Annotated in this window: 12 protein-coding genes; 3 read left to right on the top strand and 9 right to left on the bottom strand. The window is 71.8% G+C overall.

The window, feature by feature from the left end:
* The first annotated feature begins 69 nt into the window (after positions 1-69).
* The gene (locus OG933_RS39530) at positions 70-1,989 is read left to right on the top strand and encodes an N-acetylmuramoyl-L-alanine amidase (protein ID WP_362532254.1); all 1,920 of its coding nucleotides are present in this window, start codon (positions 70-72) and stop codon (positions 1,987-1,989) included.
* Positions 1,990-1,996: 7 nt separating this feature from the next.
* Here the strand turns inward: OG933_RS39530 and OG933_RS39525 are convergent, their stop codons facing one another.
* The 6 genes from OG933_RS39525 to OG933_RS39500 all read right to left on the bottom strand — a co-directional run bounded on the left by OG933_RS39525 (position 1,997) and on the right by OG933_RS39500 (position 7,080).
* Entirely contained in the window at positions 1,997-2,494 is a 498-nt protein-coding gene (locus tag OG933_RS39525; RefSeq protein WP_020126127.1) for a hypothetical protein, read from the bottom strand.
* A 177-nt stretch (positions 2,495-2,671) separates the two neighbouring features.
* Entirely contained in the window at positions 2,672-2,914 is a 243-nt protein-coding gene (locus OG933_RS39520; protein ID WP_327181304.1) for a DUF397 domain-containing protein, read from the bottom strand.
* Positions 2,915-2,997: 83 nt separating this feature from the next.
* Positions 2,998-4,164, bottom strand: a complete 1,167-nt coding sequence (locus OG933_RS39515; protein WP_362532262.1) for a thiolase domain-containing protein — start codon at positions 4,162-4,164, stop codon at positions 2,998-3,000.
* Complete coding sequence (locus OG933_RS39510) at positions 4,161-5,210, bottom strand: thiolase domain-containing protein (RefSeq protein WP_020126124.1); 1,050 nt, start codon at positions 5,208-5,210, stop codon at positions 4,161-4,163. Before OG933_RS39510 ends, OG933_RS39515 begins: the two co-directional genes overlap by 4 nt.
* Complete coding sequence (locus OG933_RS39505; RefSeq protein WP_405631872.1) at positions 5,207-6,148, bottom strand: Zn-ribbon domain-containing OB-fold protein; 942 nt, start codon at positions 6,146-6,148, stop codon at positions 5,207-5,209. The genes OG933_RS39510 and OG933_RS39505 overlap by 4 nt, the downstream gene beginning before the upstream one ends.
* A 131-nt stretch (positions 6,149-6,279) precedes the next feature.
* Positions 6,280-7,080, bottom strand: coding sequence for a crotonase/enoyl-CoA hydratase family protein (locus OG933_RS39500; RefSeq protein WP_362532268.1), 801 nt, complete (start codon positions 7,078-7,080; stop codon positions 6,280-6,282).
* 174 nt (positions 7,081-7,254) lie between these two features.
* On the opposite strand from OG933_RS39500, the gene OG933_RS39495 reads away from it, so the two are divergent.
* Complete coding sequence (locus tag OG933_RS39495) at positions 7,255-8,859, top strand: acyl-CoA synthetase (RefSeq protein ID WP_362532270.1); 1,605 nt, start codon at positions 7,255-7,257, stop codon at positions 8,857-8,859.
* A gap of 57 nt (positions 8,860-8,916) precedes the next feature.
* Here OG933_RS39495 and OG933_RS39490 read toward each other — a convergent pair whose 3' ends face one another.
* Positions 8,917-10,425 carry an esterase/lipase family protein gene (locus tag OG933_RS39490; protein WP_405631870.1) on the bottom strand — a complete coding sequence of 503 codons (1,509 nt, stop codon included), beginning with the start codon at positions 10,423-10,425 and terminating at the stop codon, positions 8,917-8,919.
* 44 nt (positions 10,426-10,469) lie between these two features.
* Positions 10,470-11,339, bottom strand: a complete 870-nt coding sequence (locus tag OG933_RS39485; RefSeq protein ID WP_405631868.1) for an alpha/beta fold hydrolase — start codon at positions 11,337-11,339, stop codon at positions 10,470-10,472.
* Positions 11,340-11,548: 209 nt separating this feature from the next.
* On the opposite strand from OG933_RS39485, the gene paaK reads away from it, so the two are divergent.
* Complete coding sequence (gene paaK, locus OG933_RS39480) at positions 11,549-12,844, top strand: phenylacetate--CoA ligase PaaK (protein ID WP_405631865.1); 1,296 nt, start codon at positions 11,549-11,551, stop codon at positions 12,842-12,844.
* Here paaK and OG933_RS39475 read toward each other — a convergent pair.
* Complete coding sequence (locus OG933_RS39475; protein ID WP_405631864.1) at positions 12,839-14,335, bottom strand: acyl-CoA synthetase; 1,497 nt, start codon at positions 14,333-14,335, stop codon at positions 12,839-12,841. The two genes, paaK and OG933_RS39475, sit on opposite strands and share 6 nt — an antisense overlap.
* Between the last annotated feature and the right edge of the window lie 116 nt (positions 14,336-14,451).

Below are 14,451 nucleotides of genomic sequence, written 5' to 3'. Positions count from 1 at the left end.
GAGGCCGCATTGCGAAAACCCGTCACTCACCCCGGACCAGGCAGACACACCCGTAGAGCCGCAGGCGCCATGGCGTCGGCGGCTCTGTTGCTCCCGCTGCTCGGCGCGGCCTCCCCGTCCGAGGCCACCGGTCCCTCGACCTCCCGCGCTGCCGGGGCGGCCGGCCTCCAGCGGGCCTTCGCCGTCGCGGCCGCCGAGTACCACGTGCCGCGGAGCCTGCTGCTGGGCGTCTCCTATCTCCAGTCCCGCTGGGACACGCACGGCGGCGCGCCGAGCGTGACCGGCGGCTACGGACCGATGCACCTCACCGACGCGCGTACGGCGCTCGCGTCGGCACCGCACCACAGCCAGGGCGCGGAGGACTCCCGTGGCGACTCCGCCCGCCCGGCCCGTGTCCCGAAGACGCGGCTCCCGGCCGGCGAGGAGATCCCGGCCCGGCTGCGCACCCTGCCGAGGGCGGCGGAGCTGACCGGCCTGAGCGCGGAGGAGTTGCGCACGGACCCCGCGGCCAACATCGCGGGCGGCGCCGCGCTGCTCGCCGCCGCGCAGCAGAGCCTGGGAGAGCCGCTGAGCGGTGACCCGGCGGACTGGTACGGCGCGGTGGCGCGTTTCTCGGGCGCGGACGACCGCGCGACGGCGGCCGGCTACGCCGACGACGTCTTCGACGTGCTCCGCACCGGCGCGGAGCGCAGCACGGACGCCGGTGGGCCGGTCGCCCTGGCCGCCGTGCCGGACCTGGCCCCGCGGACCGCCCAGCTGCGGAAGACCGGCCTGCGCACGGCCTCCACGGCCGGCACCGAGTGCCCGACGACGGTGTCCTGCGAGTGGATCCCGGCGCCGTACGAGCAGTTCGGCGACAACGACTACGGCAACCACGACCTCGGCGACCGGCCCGCCGCGCCGAGCATCAAGTACATCGTCGTGCACGACACCGAGGGCGGCTGGGAGGGGGTGCTGAACATGGTCCAGGACCCCACCTATGTGTCCTGGAGCTACACCCTGCGCTCCACCGACGGGCATGTCGCCCAGCATGTGAAGGCCAAGGACGTGGCCTGGCACGCGGGCAACTGGTACGTCAACGCCAAGTCGATCGGCCTGGAGCACGAGGGCTTTCTGGCCCAGCCGGACTCCTGGTACACGGAGGCGATGTACCGGTCGTCGGCGCGTCTGGTGAAGTACCTGGCCGCGCGGTACGGCATCCCGCTGGACCGCCAGCACATCCTGGGCCACGACAACGTGCCGGGGCCGACCACCGCGACCGTCTCCGGGATGCACACCGACCCGGGCCCCTACTGGGACTGGCGGCACTACTTCGAACTGCTGGACCGGCCCTTCGCGGCGACGGCCCGCAGGAGCGGCGGTCTGGTCACGATCCGGCCCGACTACCTCGCCAACCAGCCGGTGTACACGGACTGTGTCACCAAGGGCGCGCCATGCGCGGCGCACGGCTCCGGCGCGGTGCGGCTGTACTCCGACCACGACGAGAAGTCGGCCCTGATCAAGGACATCGGCCAGGGCTCGGCCCCGACCACGGGCGTGAACGACATCTCCTCGCGGGTGTCCACCGGCCAGCAGTACGCGGTCGCCGACCGGTGGGGTGACTGGACGGCGATCTGGTACCTGGGTCAGAAGGCGTGGTTCCACAACCCGAAGGACCGGCCGACGGCGGTACCCGCGGCGGGCCAGGTGATCACCCCGAAGGACGGCCGCGACAGCGTTCCGGTCTACGGCCGCGCCTACCCCGAGGCGTCGGCCTACCCGGCGGGCGTCCCGGCCCAGGCGGTGTCACCGCTGCCGTACACCCTGCCGAAGGGCCAGAAGTACGTGGTCGGTGACAAGGTGCCGGGCGAGTACTACTACGCGGTCACCTTCGCCACCGGCGCGCACCGGGTGGTGATCGGTGAGGACCAGTACTACGAGATCCAGTACGGCCACCGGGTGGCGTTCGTGCGGGCCGCGGACGTGAAGCTGATGTCGTCCACGTCGTAGCGGCGCCTCAGCCCTGCTGGAACAGCTCCGCCGGGAGCGGTTTCAGCAGGGCGTACAGGTCGTCGGTGATGGGGCGGTCCCAGGCGGCGATGGTCACCAGGACGTTGTCGCTGCGGTCGAACTGCACGCAGGAGATCCGGCCCTCGGAGAGCTTGAGGCGGCGCACGATCAGGAGGTTGTCGCCCTGCATCACCGGCATGTCCTCGGTGCCGACGACGGTCACCTCCTCGTCGTTCTCCAGCGCGAGCAGCAGCTGGGCGACCTCGAAGGGGACCTCGTCCTCCTCCACCTCGCGGGCCGGGGAGCCCTCGGGCAGATTGCCGATGATCATCGCGGGGCCGCGGCCGCCGAAGAGGTCGTAGCGCAGGAAGACGCCCTGGCAGCTGCCGTCGGGGGCGGGCAGCAGCCCGGCACCCAGATTGCCGGGCCAGTCGCCCGGATCCATGGCCAGGACGTCGAAGTCGGGCCCGGCGGGAGTGGCGCTGCGGCGGCGGAGGAACGACATGCCGCCATGGTACGTGGACAGCGCCGTCCGGCGACCGCCGGGAGGGACGCGATCCGTCGTCCCGGGGGTGCCTTCACTCCCCGGGTGGTGGCGCACGACGCCTGTCCGCCCGGTTCCCGCGTCGGGTCCTCTCGTCCGGGCAGGCTCCCGGTGCCGGCCGTGCGGCCGACACCGGTCTCAGGTCAGGTCGAACTCCCCCTCCCGCGCCCCCGACACGAACGCGCCCCACTCGGCGGGCGTGAAGATCAGGGAAGGGCTCTGGGGGCTGCCACTGTTGCGCATCGCGATGAATCCCTCGACGAAGGCGATCTGGACATCCCCCCGCCCCTGGCTGCTGGACTGCCACTCGGCGTTGCTGAGGTCCAGCTCCGGCTTGTCCCAGCCCGTGAGCGGCTGCTGCTGGATGGTGCTCTCGGCCACGTCCGTGCTCCTCCCGGTTCGTCGTCCGCGGGTCAGCCTAGCGATCGGTCCCGGACGCCGACAGAGCACGTGAGGGGGACCTTTCAGGACTGAGGTGGCCGCGCTCCCACGAGCCACATGGAGAAGAACTGCGAGCCGCCGCCGTAGGCGTGCCCGAGAACCTTCCGGGCCCGCTCCACCTGGTGTTCCCCGGCCTGGCCGCGCACCTGGAGCGCCGCCTCCGCGAAGCGGATCATGCCGGAGGCTCCGATGGGGTTGGTGGACAGGACGCCGCCCGACATGTTGACGGGCAGGTCGCCGTCGAGCTCCGTCACCCCGGCCTCGGTCAGTTTCCAGCCCTCTCCCTCGTCGGCGAAGCCGAGGTTCTCCAGCCACATGGGTTCGTACCAGGAGAACGGTACGTACAGCTCGACGGCGTCGATGTCGCGGCGCGGGTCGGTGACGCCGGCCTGCCGGTAGACGTCGGCGGCGCAGTCCCGGCCTGCCCGCGGGGACACGGCGTCCTTGCCCGCGAACAGGGTCGGTTCGCTGCGCATCGCGCCGCCGAGCATCCAGGCGGGCGGCCGGGGCGCGCGGGCGGCGCCGGCCCGGTCGGTGAGGATCATCGCGCAGGCGCCGTCGGAGGAGGGGCAGGTCTCCGAGTAGCGGATCGGGTCCCAGAGCATGGGCGAGGCCTGGACCTTCTCCAGCGTGATGTCGTGCTCGTGCAGGTGGGCGTAGGGGTTCTTCAGCGCGTTGCGCCGGTCCTTGTACGCCACCAGCGAGCCGACGGTGTCCGGGGCGCCGCTGCGCCGCATGTACGCCCGCACGTGGGGCGCGAAGAATCCGCCCGCTCCGGCGAGCAGGGGCTGCTGGAAGGGGATCGGCAGGGACAGTCCCCACATGGCGTTGGACTCGGACTGTTTCTCGAAGGCCAGCGTCAGCACCGTGCCGTGGACACGGGCCGCGACGAGGCCCGCGGCGACGAGCGCGGTGGACCCGCCGACCGAGCCGGCCGTGTGCACCCGCAGCATCGGCTTGCCGACGGCGCCGAGCGCGTCGGCGAGGTAGAGCTCGGGCATCATGACGCCCTCGAAGAAGTCGGGGGCCTTGCCGATGACGACGGCGTCGACGTCGGCCCACGTCAGCTCGGCGTCGTCGAGGGCACGGCGGGCGGCCTCGCGGACCAGCCCCGCGATCGACACGTCCCGGCGGGCCGCGACGTGCTTGGTCTGGCCGATCCCGACGACGGCCACGGGCTCCTTGCTCATCGCGGTTCCCCTTCGAGTACGGCGACCAGGTTCTGCTGGAGACACGGTCCTGAGGTGGCGTGGGCGAGGGCGCGGTCGGACTCGCCCCGGTGGATACGGGCGGCGGCCTCGCCGACGCGGATGAGACCGGCGGCCATCATCGGGTTGGCGGCGAGGGCACCGCCGGACAGGTTCACCCGCACGCTGTCGTCGAGCCGCAGCGCCTTGCGCAGGACGACCTCCTGGGCGCTGAACGGAGCGTGCAGTTCGGCGGTGTCGACGGGCCGTTCGAAGACGCCGGCCCGTTCTGCGGCCAGGCGGGTGGAGGGCGAGTCGGTCAGGTCGCGCACACCGAGCGAGTGCGCCTCGATCCGGTGGTCGATGCCCCTGATCCAGGCGGGCCGGGAGCACAGGTCGCGGGCCCGCTCCCCGGCCGCGAGGATCACGGCGGCGGCGCCGTCGCCGACGGGCGGGCAGTCGCCGGTGCGCAGCGGCCGTACGACATAGTCCCCCTGGGGGACCGCACCACGCAGCTGCGCACGGGAGTTGAGGGTCGCGACCCGGCGGCTGCGGGTACCGATCGCGGCGAGTTCGCGCTCGTCGGTGTCGCCCGCGTCGATCAGGGCCTGCGCCTGGAGGGCGGCGAGGGCGACGGAGTCGGGCCACAGCGGGGCGACGTAGTACGGGTCGAGCTGCCGGGTGAGCACGTCGCGCAGGGAGCCGGGTGAGGACTTGCCGTAGGAGTAGACGAGCGCGGTGTCGGCGTCGCCGGTGAGCAGCTTGGTCCACGCCTCGTACAGGGCCCAGGCGCCGTCCATCTCGACATGGGACTCCGAGATGGGCGGCCAGGCGCCGACGCCGTCGAGGGCGAGGGTGAAGGAGAAGGCCCGGCCGGCGAGGTAGTCGCTGGAGCCGGAGCAGGTGAAGCCGATGTCGGCGGTCTTCAGGCCGGTCCGGTCCAGGACGCTGTGCAGGACCGGCATGAGCATCTCGACCTCGGAGAGCTCGTCGGTGGTGCGCAGGACGTCGGTCTGCGCGAAGGCCACCACCGCGATGTCCCGGGTCATAGCAGCTCCTTGTAGGCGTCGTAGTCCGCGTCGGGTTCGCCGGTCGGCCGGTAGTGGTCGGGGTAGCGGGCGCCGTCCGTCCACACGGGTTCGACGCGCAGACCCATGCGCACCTGGTCGTAGGGGATGCCGCCGATGCGGGCGTGCAGCGCGAGGTCGGCGCCGTCGAGGGCGATGTGGGCGTAGACGTAGGGCACCTCGATGTCGAGGTTCTTCGCCTTGATGTTGACGATGCAGAAGGTGGTGACGGTCCCGCGCGGTCCGACCTCGACCCGCTCGGCGGTCGGGACGCCGCAGGTGGGGCAGGCCCCGCGCGGCGGCACGTACACCTTGCGGCAGGACGGGCAGCGCTCGCCGACGGTCCTGCGGTCGGCGAGGGAGTCGATGTAGGCGGTCTGGGCGCGGCCGGGTGAGTAGGTGTAGTCGAGTCGGGCGGCGGCGACGATGCCGCCGACCGGGTCCGCGAACTCGCCGTTGCTGCCCGTGAGTTCGGCCGGGTCGCCGTCGTACGGCTCGAAGCAGGCGATGTCGGTGATGGCGCCGGTGCGTTCCTCGGCCCAGCGGATCCGGACGCGCATTCCGGTGTGCACGGCGTCGGGGCCGGGGGCGTCCAGGGCGTGCAGGAGGGCGGTGTCGGCGCCGTCGAGCCGGACCAGGGCCCAGGCGAAGGGGGTGGCGAGGGGCTGTCCGCGGCGGGGGGCGTGGTTCCAGGCCCAGGTGGTGACCGTGCCGGTGGGCGCGACCTCGACCAGGTCACGCAGGTCGTCGGCGGTGACCGGGTCGTACTCGACGGGCGGCACGAGGGTGCGCCCGTCGGTGGTCGTCACCCCGAGAACGACCCGCTCGCGCAGACCGGTGAGAAAGGCACTCTGGACGGGGCCGAGAGACCGGGTGAACGGAAACTCGACAATCAGCGGCGCTTTGAGAACTTCGGGCATCGGAGCTGCCTCCTTGGGAGTTCGGCGTGCTGGGGCCGGGCCCCGTGAGGGGCGCGGGGAACTGCGCGACCAGCCCACGGCGGCCCGCAGTCGGCGAACGGCGTCACACCGTCCGCTCAACCCGCGGAGCGTCACGCACGCTTGTAGACCGGCGCCCGCTTCTCCGTGAAGGCACGCGCGCCTTCCTTCGCGTCGTCGGTGTCGAACACCGGCCAGCCCCGCACGAGTTCGGCGGCGAGGCCGTCGGTCTCGGTCAACTCGGCCGCCTCGTACACGGACGCCTTCACGGCCTCCACGGCAAGCGGCGCGCAGGCGTTGGCGCGTTCGGCGATCTCCAGGGCCTTGTCCAGGGCGGTGCCGTCGGGGACGACGTGCCCGATCAGCCCGATACCGGCGGCCTCGCGGGCGGTGTAGGGCCGGCCGGTGAGCAGCATCTCCAGGGCATGGGTGCGCGGGATCTGGCGTGGCAGCCGGACCGTCGAGCCGCCGATCGGGAAGAGGCCGCGTTTCACCTCGAAGAGTCCGAAGGTGGCGGACTCGCCGGCGACGCGGATGTCGGTGCCCTGGAGCATCTCGGTGCCGCCCGCCACGCAGTACCCCTCGACGGCGGCGATCACCGGCTTGCGGGGGCGGTGGTGGCGGAGCATCGCCTTCCAGTGCAGGTCGGGGTCGGCCTTGAGCCGGTCGCGGTGCTGTTCGCCCTCCATGCCGTGGCCGGCCAGCGCCTTGAGGTCCATACCGGCGCAGAAGGAGCCGCCCGCGCCGGTGAGGACGATGGAGCGGACCGAGTCGTCCGCGTCGGCCTCGAGCCAGCCGTCGTACAGGCCGACGAGCATGGCGATCGAGAGCGCGTTCCTGGCCTCCGGTCTGTTGAGCGTGAGTACGAGTGTGGCGCCTTCGCGGCGCACGGTGAGGTGTTCGGTGCCGCCCATCGCAGGTCTCCCCTCGGAAAGAACGAGAACAGGTTGCAGGAGGCGTGATGGCAGTTCAAGGGTTTTCTGACAGTCAGTCAGATTTATTGGCGCGAGCCCTTCCCACTTGCCGCCCCCTTTGCTCAGATGACCGACGAACCGTCAAAGAACCAGGCCCCCCGGTCAGGAGGAGCGGTGGAGTACAACCTTGCCGACCTGTTCGAGTCGGTCGTCGACGTGGCGGCGGACCGTGAGGCCCTCGTGTACGTCGACCACCCCGGCACGGGCGCGGAACGCCGTCTGACGTACGCGGAGCTGGACGCCGCGGCCAACCGCGTCGGGCACCACCTCCTCGACAGCGGGATCCGCCCCGGCGAGCACCTCGGCCTGCATCTGTACAACGGCGTCGAGTACCTCCAGACGGTGCTCGGCTGCCTCAAGGCTCGGATCGTGCCGGTCAACGTCAACTACCGATATGTGGAAGAGGAGTTGATCTACCTCTACCGGGACGCGGACCTGGTGGCGCTCGTCTTCGACGCGGAGTTCACGGACCGGGTGGCGGCGGCGCTGCCGCAGACGCCCGCGCTGCGGCATCTGATACGCGTGGGGCCGTCGGGCGAGGACATCACCTCCTTCACGGACGCCGAGGCGGGTGGCTCTCCCGAGCGCGGCTTCCCGGCCCGTTCGGGCGACGACCAGTTCATCATCTACACCGGCGGCACGACCGGCCTGCCCAAGGGGGTGATGTGGCGTCAGGAGGACCTGTTCTTCTCGGGGCTGGGCGGCGGCTCACCCACCGGTGAACCGGTGAAGAAGCCGGAGGAGATCGCCGAGCGGGTCGCGGCCGGCGGTACGGGGATCACCTTCTTCCCCACCCCGCCGCTGATGCACGGCACCTCCACCCTCACCGCCTTCATCGGCTTCAACTACGGCCAACGTGTGGTGATCCAGCGCAAGTTCGTGCCCGAGGAAGTACTGAGGACGATCGAGCGGGAGAAGGTCACCAGCATCTCCCTGGTGGGCGACGCGATGCTGCGGCCGTTGATCGACGCGCTCGAAGGGCCCCTGAGGGGCACGGACTGCTCGTCGGTGTTCAGCGTGTCCTCGTCCGGCGCGATCATGTCGGACACGGTCCGCCGCCAGTTCCGGGCGCTGATGCCGAACGCGATGCTGCTGAACAACTTCGGCTCCTCGGAGTCCGGGTTCAACGGCACGGCGACGGACGACTCGGGGCCCGAGCGCGGCTTCCGGGTCCGCGTCAACTCCCGTACGCGGGTGGTCGATCCGGCCACCCATGAGCCGGTCGCCGCGGGCGAGGTCGGGCGGGTCGCGCAGTGCGGCCACGTGCCGCTCGGCTACTACAACGACCCGGCGAAGACGGCCGAGACCTTCTTCCGCAAGGACGGCGAACGCTGGGTGCTGCTCGGCGACATGGCGACCGTCGACGAGGAGGGCGTGGTCGTGGTCCTCGGGCGCGGCTCGCAGTGCATCAACACCGGGGGCGAGAAGGTGTACCCCGAGGAGGTCGAGCAGGCGCTGAAGTCCCATCCGGACGTGTACGACGCGCTGGTGGCCGGGGTGCCGGACCCGACGTGGGGCAACCATGTGGCGGCGGTCGTCCAGGTGCGCGACGGCGCCGCGCGGCCCTCGCTGGAGGACATCCAGCGTCATTGCCGCTCCCGGCTCGCCGGCTACAAGATCCCGCGTCAGCTGGTGGTCACGGAGGCCATCCGCCGCTCGCCGAGCGGCAAGGCGGACTACCGGTGGGCGCGCGAGGTGGCGGTCGCCGAGGACCGCTGACCCGGCCGGGCGTCGGACACGGCATGTCAGCGGCCACGGGATGTCAGCCGCGGAGCGTCAGCCCCAGGGGGTGACCGTCAGCCGGATGCTCGCCTCCTCCCCCAGGATCGGCGCCGCCGTCCCGGGCAGGGGGATGTGCGCCAGCCAGACGCCGCTGCGGGGGTCTTCGTCGCCGCACGGCGTACCGGTGGGCCGGTGTTCCCAGATGGCGCCGGGAAGGTCCGAGTTCCAGACGGCCCAGACACCGGGGCCCGGCTCGGCGGAGCCGACGTCGACGACGAGGATGTCGGCGAAGTCCGCGGTCTGTTCGAGGTGGTCGGTGAAGCGCAGGATCCCGTCCCGCTCCCGCAGTGACAGGATCCGCAGGTGCAGCGCGTAACGCAGCGTGGGGGTCTCCGGGGGCCGGGGCGCCTTGCTGTTGAGGAAGGTCGTCGCCAGCGGGACGGGCTCGGCGGCCGTGCCGTCGCCGTGCGGCTCCGGCAGCTGGATCGGACACCAGTGGGCGGCCAGCTGTTCGTGCATCACGCTGGGCAGCCCGCGCACGGCCAGCCGCACCTCGGCCTGCCAGCTGGTGCCGCGGCTCTCCCGGGGCAGCCGCAGGCCGACCAGTTCGGCCTGGACCCGCAGGTCGCCGAAGAGGAAGCGCCGGAGGTTCTGGTAGCCCTCCTCGGAGTTGACGAGTCCGTAGCGTCCGCTGTGACTGCGGTGGACGAACGCCCGGTGAGCGTGGGGAACTTGAGCGTTGTCGATCTGCACGAGCCCGTCGCTGCGCGCGCCGACGGCACGCGCGGACAGGCCGTGCGCGACGTCGTAGTCGGTGGGATCCGTGCCCACCAGGCAGAAGACCCGGTGCGGCGGGAATCCGCCCTCGGGGATCTCCCGCGGGTCCCAGTTCCGCGGCGGGCCGCCGTCCTCCCGCAGGGAGTCGGGCGTGAGGTACTCGTACATGCGCCGGGGGGCGAAGACGTCGGCGCCGCTGATCCCGGTGGCGGCCATCAGCCGTTCGACGAGACCGAACCCGACGTCGAAGGCGATGCCCCCGTGCGGTGTGCCGTAGGTGAAGAACCTGTCCACGTGGTCCGCCGGGTCCTCGCCGAGCTCGGGGAGGATCTTCTGGATCAGGCAGCGGCAGACGAGGCCGCCCATGGAGTGGGCGACGAGGTGGACCCGCGGCGCGCCGCTCTTCTCCTTGAGCCTCCTGACGAGGCGGAGCAGGTCCTCGGCCGCGTCCTCCAGGCGGAACTTCCTGGGGCTCGTGCCCCAGGTGTTCGCCGAGACGTCGTAGAAGCGGTGGATCCAGATGCTGTCGGACGGGATCTCGTCGTGCGTGTCCAGGTAGGTCTCCTGGCCGCCCTGCACGAGGATCCGGTACCCCTCGTCGAGATGCAGTCGCAGCAACGGGCTCTCGAACTGGTGGAACGCGGGTTTGTCGTCCGGTCCGACGCGCACATGCGTCGATCCCTCGTTGAAGCCGTAGAAGGGGTCCTGGACGACGTTGTTGATTCCCGAGGTGTCGCCCGCGAATCCCCTCACGTACACGATGGGGAGCTTCGGCTGGTCGGGCATGGCCCACTCCGCGGCTCGAGTTCGCTGGTGGAGGCACCCTCAGTTTAGGCGGGCGGCACCGAACCGGCGACCGGTGTGGCGGCGAGGAAGGCGCCGGCTCGTCCGGCGAACCACTCCGGGTCGTCCAGCCACGGATAGTGGCCGGCACCGGGCTGTACGGCGAACTCGGCGTTCGGGAAGGCGTCGGCGAGGAGCCGGGCGAGTTCGGGCCGGGGACCGCCGTCCACCTCGCCGGCGAGCACCAGCACCGGTGCGGTCAGGTCCGCGAGGGCGGCCCGCAGGGCGGCCGGGTCGAAGGCCTCCGGATCCAGGAACCCCTTCTCCGCCCCGGAGTTGGTCTGCTCGTCCGCGGCGGCGTCGTGGGCGCGGGCGGCGGCGTCCCACCGGCCGTAGAAGAAGGCGCCGACGACCTCCCAGTCCGGCTCGTCCCCACCGGTGAGCCATGCCTCGAAGGCCGGGTACGCCGCTGCGAACCAGGGTTCGCCCGTGCGCAGCCGAGCCGCCGTCAGCCGGTCCTCGGCCGTGGCCGGCCGGCCCAGGGCCCACGGCGTGGCGGTGATCAGCGCGAGCCGCGACACCCGGTGCGGGTACCGGGCCGCGTACAGCAGCGCGAGACTGCCGCCCGCCGAGTGGGCGAGCACGTCGATCCGCTCCTGGCCCAGACGGACGCGCAGCGCCTCGACGTCGTCGACCTGCCGGTCGCAGCGGTATGTCGCCGGGTCGGCCGGGACGGCGGAGTCGCCGGTGCCGCGCAGGTCGAGGAGGACGAGACGGCGGTGGGCGGCGAGACCGCCGAGGTCGCCGAGGTAGGCGGAGGCGCGCATGGGGCCGCCGGGCAGGACGACGAGCGGCTCGCCCTCGCCCCGTACGTGGTAGGCGAGCTCGGTCCCGTCCGGGGCGGTGAAGGTCGGCATGCCCCGATCCTCGACGCGGGCCGGACCGGTCCGCAACGGAGTTCCCCCGGACGAAAGTCGCGGCCGCCCTCTTGCCTGCGGCCGGCCGGCCTGGATTACTGATCCGGAGGAAGATCGACCGAATGATCGGTCGTCCGTATTGGCATGGTTCGATGACCGTGTCGACGTGGTCCGACGAGGGTGACCAGGGTGACGAGGGAGAAGGCCGCATGACGGATGCGAGGAACCTGCCGGACGAGGGCGAGCGCCTCGACGAGGGCGCCCTGCGCGCCCTGCAGTTGGAGCGGCTGCGGGCCTCGCTGCGCCACGCGTACGCCCACGTGCCCTTCTACCGCGAGTCCTTCGACAAGGCGGGCGTCCACCCCGACGACTGCCGCGCCCTCGGCGACCTGTCCCGCTTCCCGTTCACCACCAAGGCCGATCTGCGCGAGCACTACCCGTACGGGATGTTCGCCGTGCCCCGGGACCGCATCCGCCGCATCCACGCCTCCAGCGGCACCACCGGCCGCCCCACGATCGTCGGCTACACGGACGCCGACCTGGCCATGTGGGCCGACGTGGTCGCCCGTTCGCTCCGCGCGGCCGGCGGCCGGCCCGGCGACACGGTCCATGTGGCCTACGGCTACGGCCTGTTCACGGGCGGCCTCGGCGCCCACTACGGCGCCGAACGCCTCGGCTGTACGGTGATCCCCGCGTCCGGCGGCATGACGTCCCGTCAGGTGCAGTTGATCCTGGACCTCGAGCCCCGGATCATCATGGTGACCCCCTCCTACATGCTCACGCTGCTCGACGAGTTCGAACGCCAGGGCGTCGACCCGCGCTCCACCTCGCTCCGCGTCGGCGTGTTCGGCGCCGAGCCGTGGACGGAACGGATGCGGCAGGAGATCGAGGACCGGTTCGCGATCGACGCCGTCGACATATACGGGCTGTCGGAGGTGATCGGTCCCGGGGTCGCGCAGGAATGCGTGGAGACGAAGGACGGCCTGCACATCTGGGAGGACCACTTCTATCCCGAGGTCGTCGACCCGATCACCGGCGAGGTGCTCCCGGAGGGCGAGGAGGGCGAGCTGGTCTTCACCTCGCTCACCAAGGAGGCGATGCCGGTCGTCCGCTACCGCACCCGTGACTTGACCCGGCTGCTGCCGGGCACGGCCCGGGCCTTCCGGCGGATGCGGAAGGTGACCGGCCGCAGCGACGACATGGTCATCCTGCGCGGGGTGAACCTCTTCCCCACCCAGATCGAGGAGATCGTGCTGCGCACACCGGGCGTGGCGCCCCACTTCCAGCTCCGCCTGACCCGTGAGGGCCGCCTCGACGCCCTCACGGTCCGCGCGGAGGCACGCCCCGACGCGACCCCCGGGGACCGTGACACGGCCGCACGCACCATCGCGGCGGCCGTGAAGGACGGGATCGGTGTGTCGGTCGCCGTCGAGATCGTCGATCCGGAGTCGTTGGAGCGGTCGGTGGGCAAGATCAGGCGGATCGCGGACCTGCGGAAGTCATGACCCGAACCGTTCCCGCAGCTCCCGCTTGAGGATCTTGCCGCTGGCGTTGCGTGGCAGCTCCGCCACGAACAGCACCCGCTTCGGCGCCTTGAAGTGAGGAAGGTGCTCGCGGGCGTGGGCGACGAGTTCCTCCTCGGTGACCTCGCCGCGCGGGACGACCACGGCCGTGATCACCTCGATCCACTTCTCGTCGGGCAGTCCGATCACGGCGGCCTCGGCGACGGCGTCGTGGGTGTACAGCGCGTCCTCGACCTGGCGCGAAGCGACCAGCACCCCACCGGAGTTGATGACGTCCTTCACCCGGTCGACGATCGTGAAATAGCCGTGGGCATCGCGCACGGCGAGGTCGCCCGAGTGGAACCAGCCGTCACGGAATGCGGCCGCGGTCTCCTCGGGCTTGTCCCAGTAGCCCTCGCACAACTGCGGGGACCGGTAGACGATCTCGCCGGCCGTGCCGTCGGGCACGTCCTTGCCGTTCTCGTCGACGACGCGGGCGTCCACGAACAGGACCTGACGCCCGCAGGAGTCCAGCCGGCCCTTGTGCTCGTCGGGGGCGAGGACGGTGGCGAGCGGACCGATCTCGCTCTGCCCGAAGCAGTTGTAGAAACCCAGCTTCGGGAGGCGTTCGCGCAGCCGCTCCAGCACGGGCACCGGCATGATCGACGCCCCGTAGTACGCCTTGCGCAGCCCGCTCAGGTCACGGGTCGCGAAGTCGGGGCGGTTGGCCAGGCCGATCCACACGGTCGGCGGCGCGAAGAGGCTGTCGACGCGGTCCGCCTCGATCAGGTCGAAGAGACGGTCGCCGTCGGGCGCGTCCAGCACGATGTTCGTCGCGCCCACCGCGAGATAGGGCAGCAGGAACACGTGCAGCTGCGCCGAGTGGTACAGCGGGAGGGAGTGCGCGGGGCGGTCGCCGGCGCTCAGGTCGAGGGCGGTGATCGCGCTCAGGTACTCGTGCACCAGGGCGCGGTGGGTCATCATCGCGCCCTTGGGCAGAGCCGTGGTGCCCGAGGTGTAGAGCAGCTGCACCAGGTCCTCGGAGCGCGGTTCGGGACCGTCGTACGCGGGAGTCGCGGGCAGCCGGGCGAGGAGCGAGTCGTCCGCGTCGCGCAGCGCGAGCGTCCGGGTGCCGGCCGGGAGCCGGCCGGCCAGGTCCGGGTCGGTGAGGACCAGCGCGCTGCCCGACTGGCGGACGATGTACGCCAGGTCCTCGCCGGTCAGGTTCTGGTTGACGGGGACGTGCACCAGGCCCGCGCGGGCGCAGGCGAGGAAGGCGATGAGGTAGGCGTCGGAGTTGTGGCCGTAGGCGCCGACCCGGTCGCCGGGGGCGAGACCCTCGCCGAGCAGGACGCTCGCCGCGCGCGAGACGGCCTCGTCGAGTTCCTCGTAGGTCCAGGTGCGGTCGCGGTACTCCACCGCGACGCGTGCCGGGGTGCGGCGGGCGCTGCGCCGCAGCACCCCGTCGACCGTGCTGCCATGTCCGGGCGTCATGACTCATGATCCTCGGGCGGCGGCCGGGGCGGGTCAAGTCGTCGGCGGCCCGGGATGCCTGCCGGGCCGTCGTGGTGGCGCCCCCTGCGGGAAAGGGACGCCACACTCGTCACACG

Origin of the sequence: Streptomyces sp. NBC_00016 (assembly GCF_045040885.1) — a bacterium.
Lineage (GTDB): Bacteria > Actinomycetota > Actinomycetes > Streptomycetales > Streptomycetaceae > Streptomyces > Streptomyces coriariae.
The sequence above is the reverse complement of the archived record's forward strand: the minus strand, read 5'-3'. Positions and strand labels throughout refer to the sequence as shown.

Bases quoted from the DNA above. Each gene is read 5' to 3' on its own strand.
- OG933_RS39490 (WP_405631870.1), bottom strand. From the start codon at position 10,425: ATGCCCGACCAGCCGAAGCTCCCCATCGTGTACGTGAGGGGATTCGCG.
- OG933_RS39525 (WP_020126127.1), bottom strand. From the start codon at position 2,494: ATGTCGTTCCTCCGCCGCCGCAGCGCCACTCCCGCCGGGCCCGACTTC.
- OG933_RS39475 (WP_405631864.1), bottom strand. From the start codon at position 14,335: ATGACGCCCGGACATGGCAGCACGGTCGACGGGGTGCTGCGGCGCAGC.
- paaK (WP_405631865.1), top strand. From the start codon at position 11,549: ATGACGGATGCGAGGAACCTGCCGGACGAGGGCGAGCGCCTCGACGAG.
- OG933_RS39530 (WP_362532254.1), top strand. From the start codon at position 70: ATGGCGTCGGCGGCTCTGTTGCTCCCGCTGCTCGGCGCGGCCTCCCCG.
- OG933_RS39510 (WP_020126124.1), bottom strand. From the start codon at position 5,210: ATGACCCGGGACATCGCGGTGGTGGCCTTCGCGCAGACCGACGTCCTG.
- OG933_RS39515 (WP_362532262.1), bottom strand. From the start codon at position 4,164: ATGAGCAAGGAGCCCGTGGCCGTCGTCGGGATCGGCCAGACCAAGCAC.
- OG933_RS39500 (WP_362532268.1), bottom strand. From the start codon at position 7,080: ATGGGCGGCACCGAACACCTCACCGTGCGCCGCGAAGGCGCCACACTC.
- OG933_RS39485 (WP_405631868.1), bottom strand. From the start codon at position 11,339: ATGCCGACCTTCACCGCCCCGGACGGGACCGAGCTCGCCTACCACGTA.
- OG933_RS39505 (WP_405631872.1), bottom strand. From the start codon at position 6,148: ATGCCCGAAGTTCTCAAAGCGCCGCTGATTGTCGAGTTTCCGTTCACC.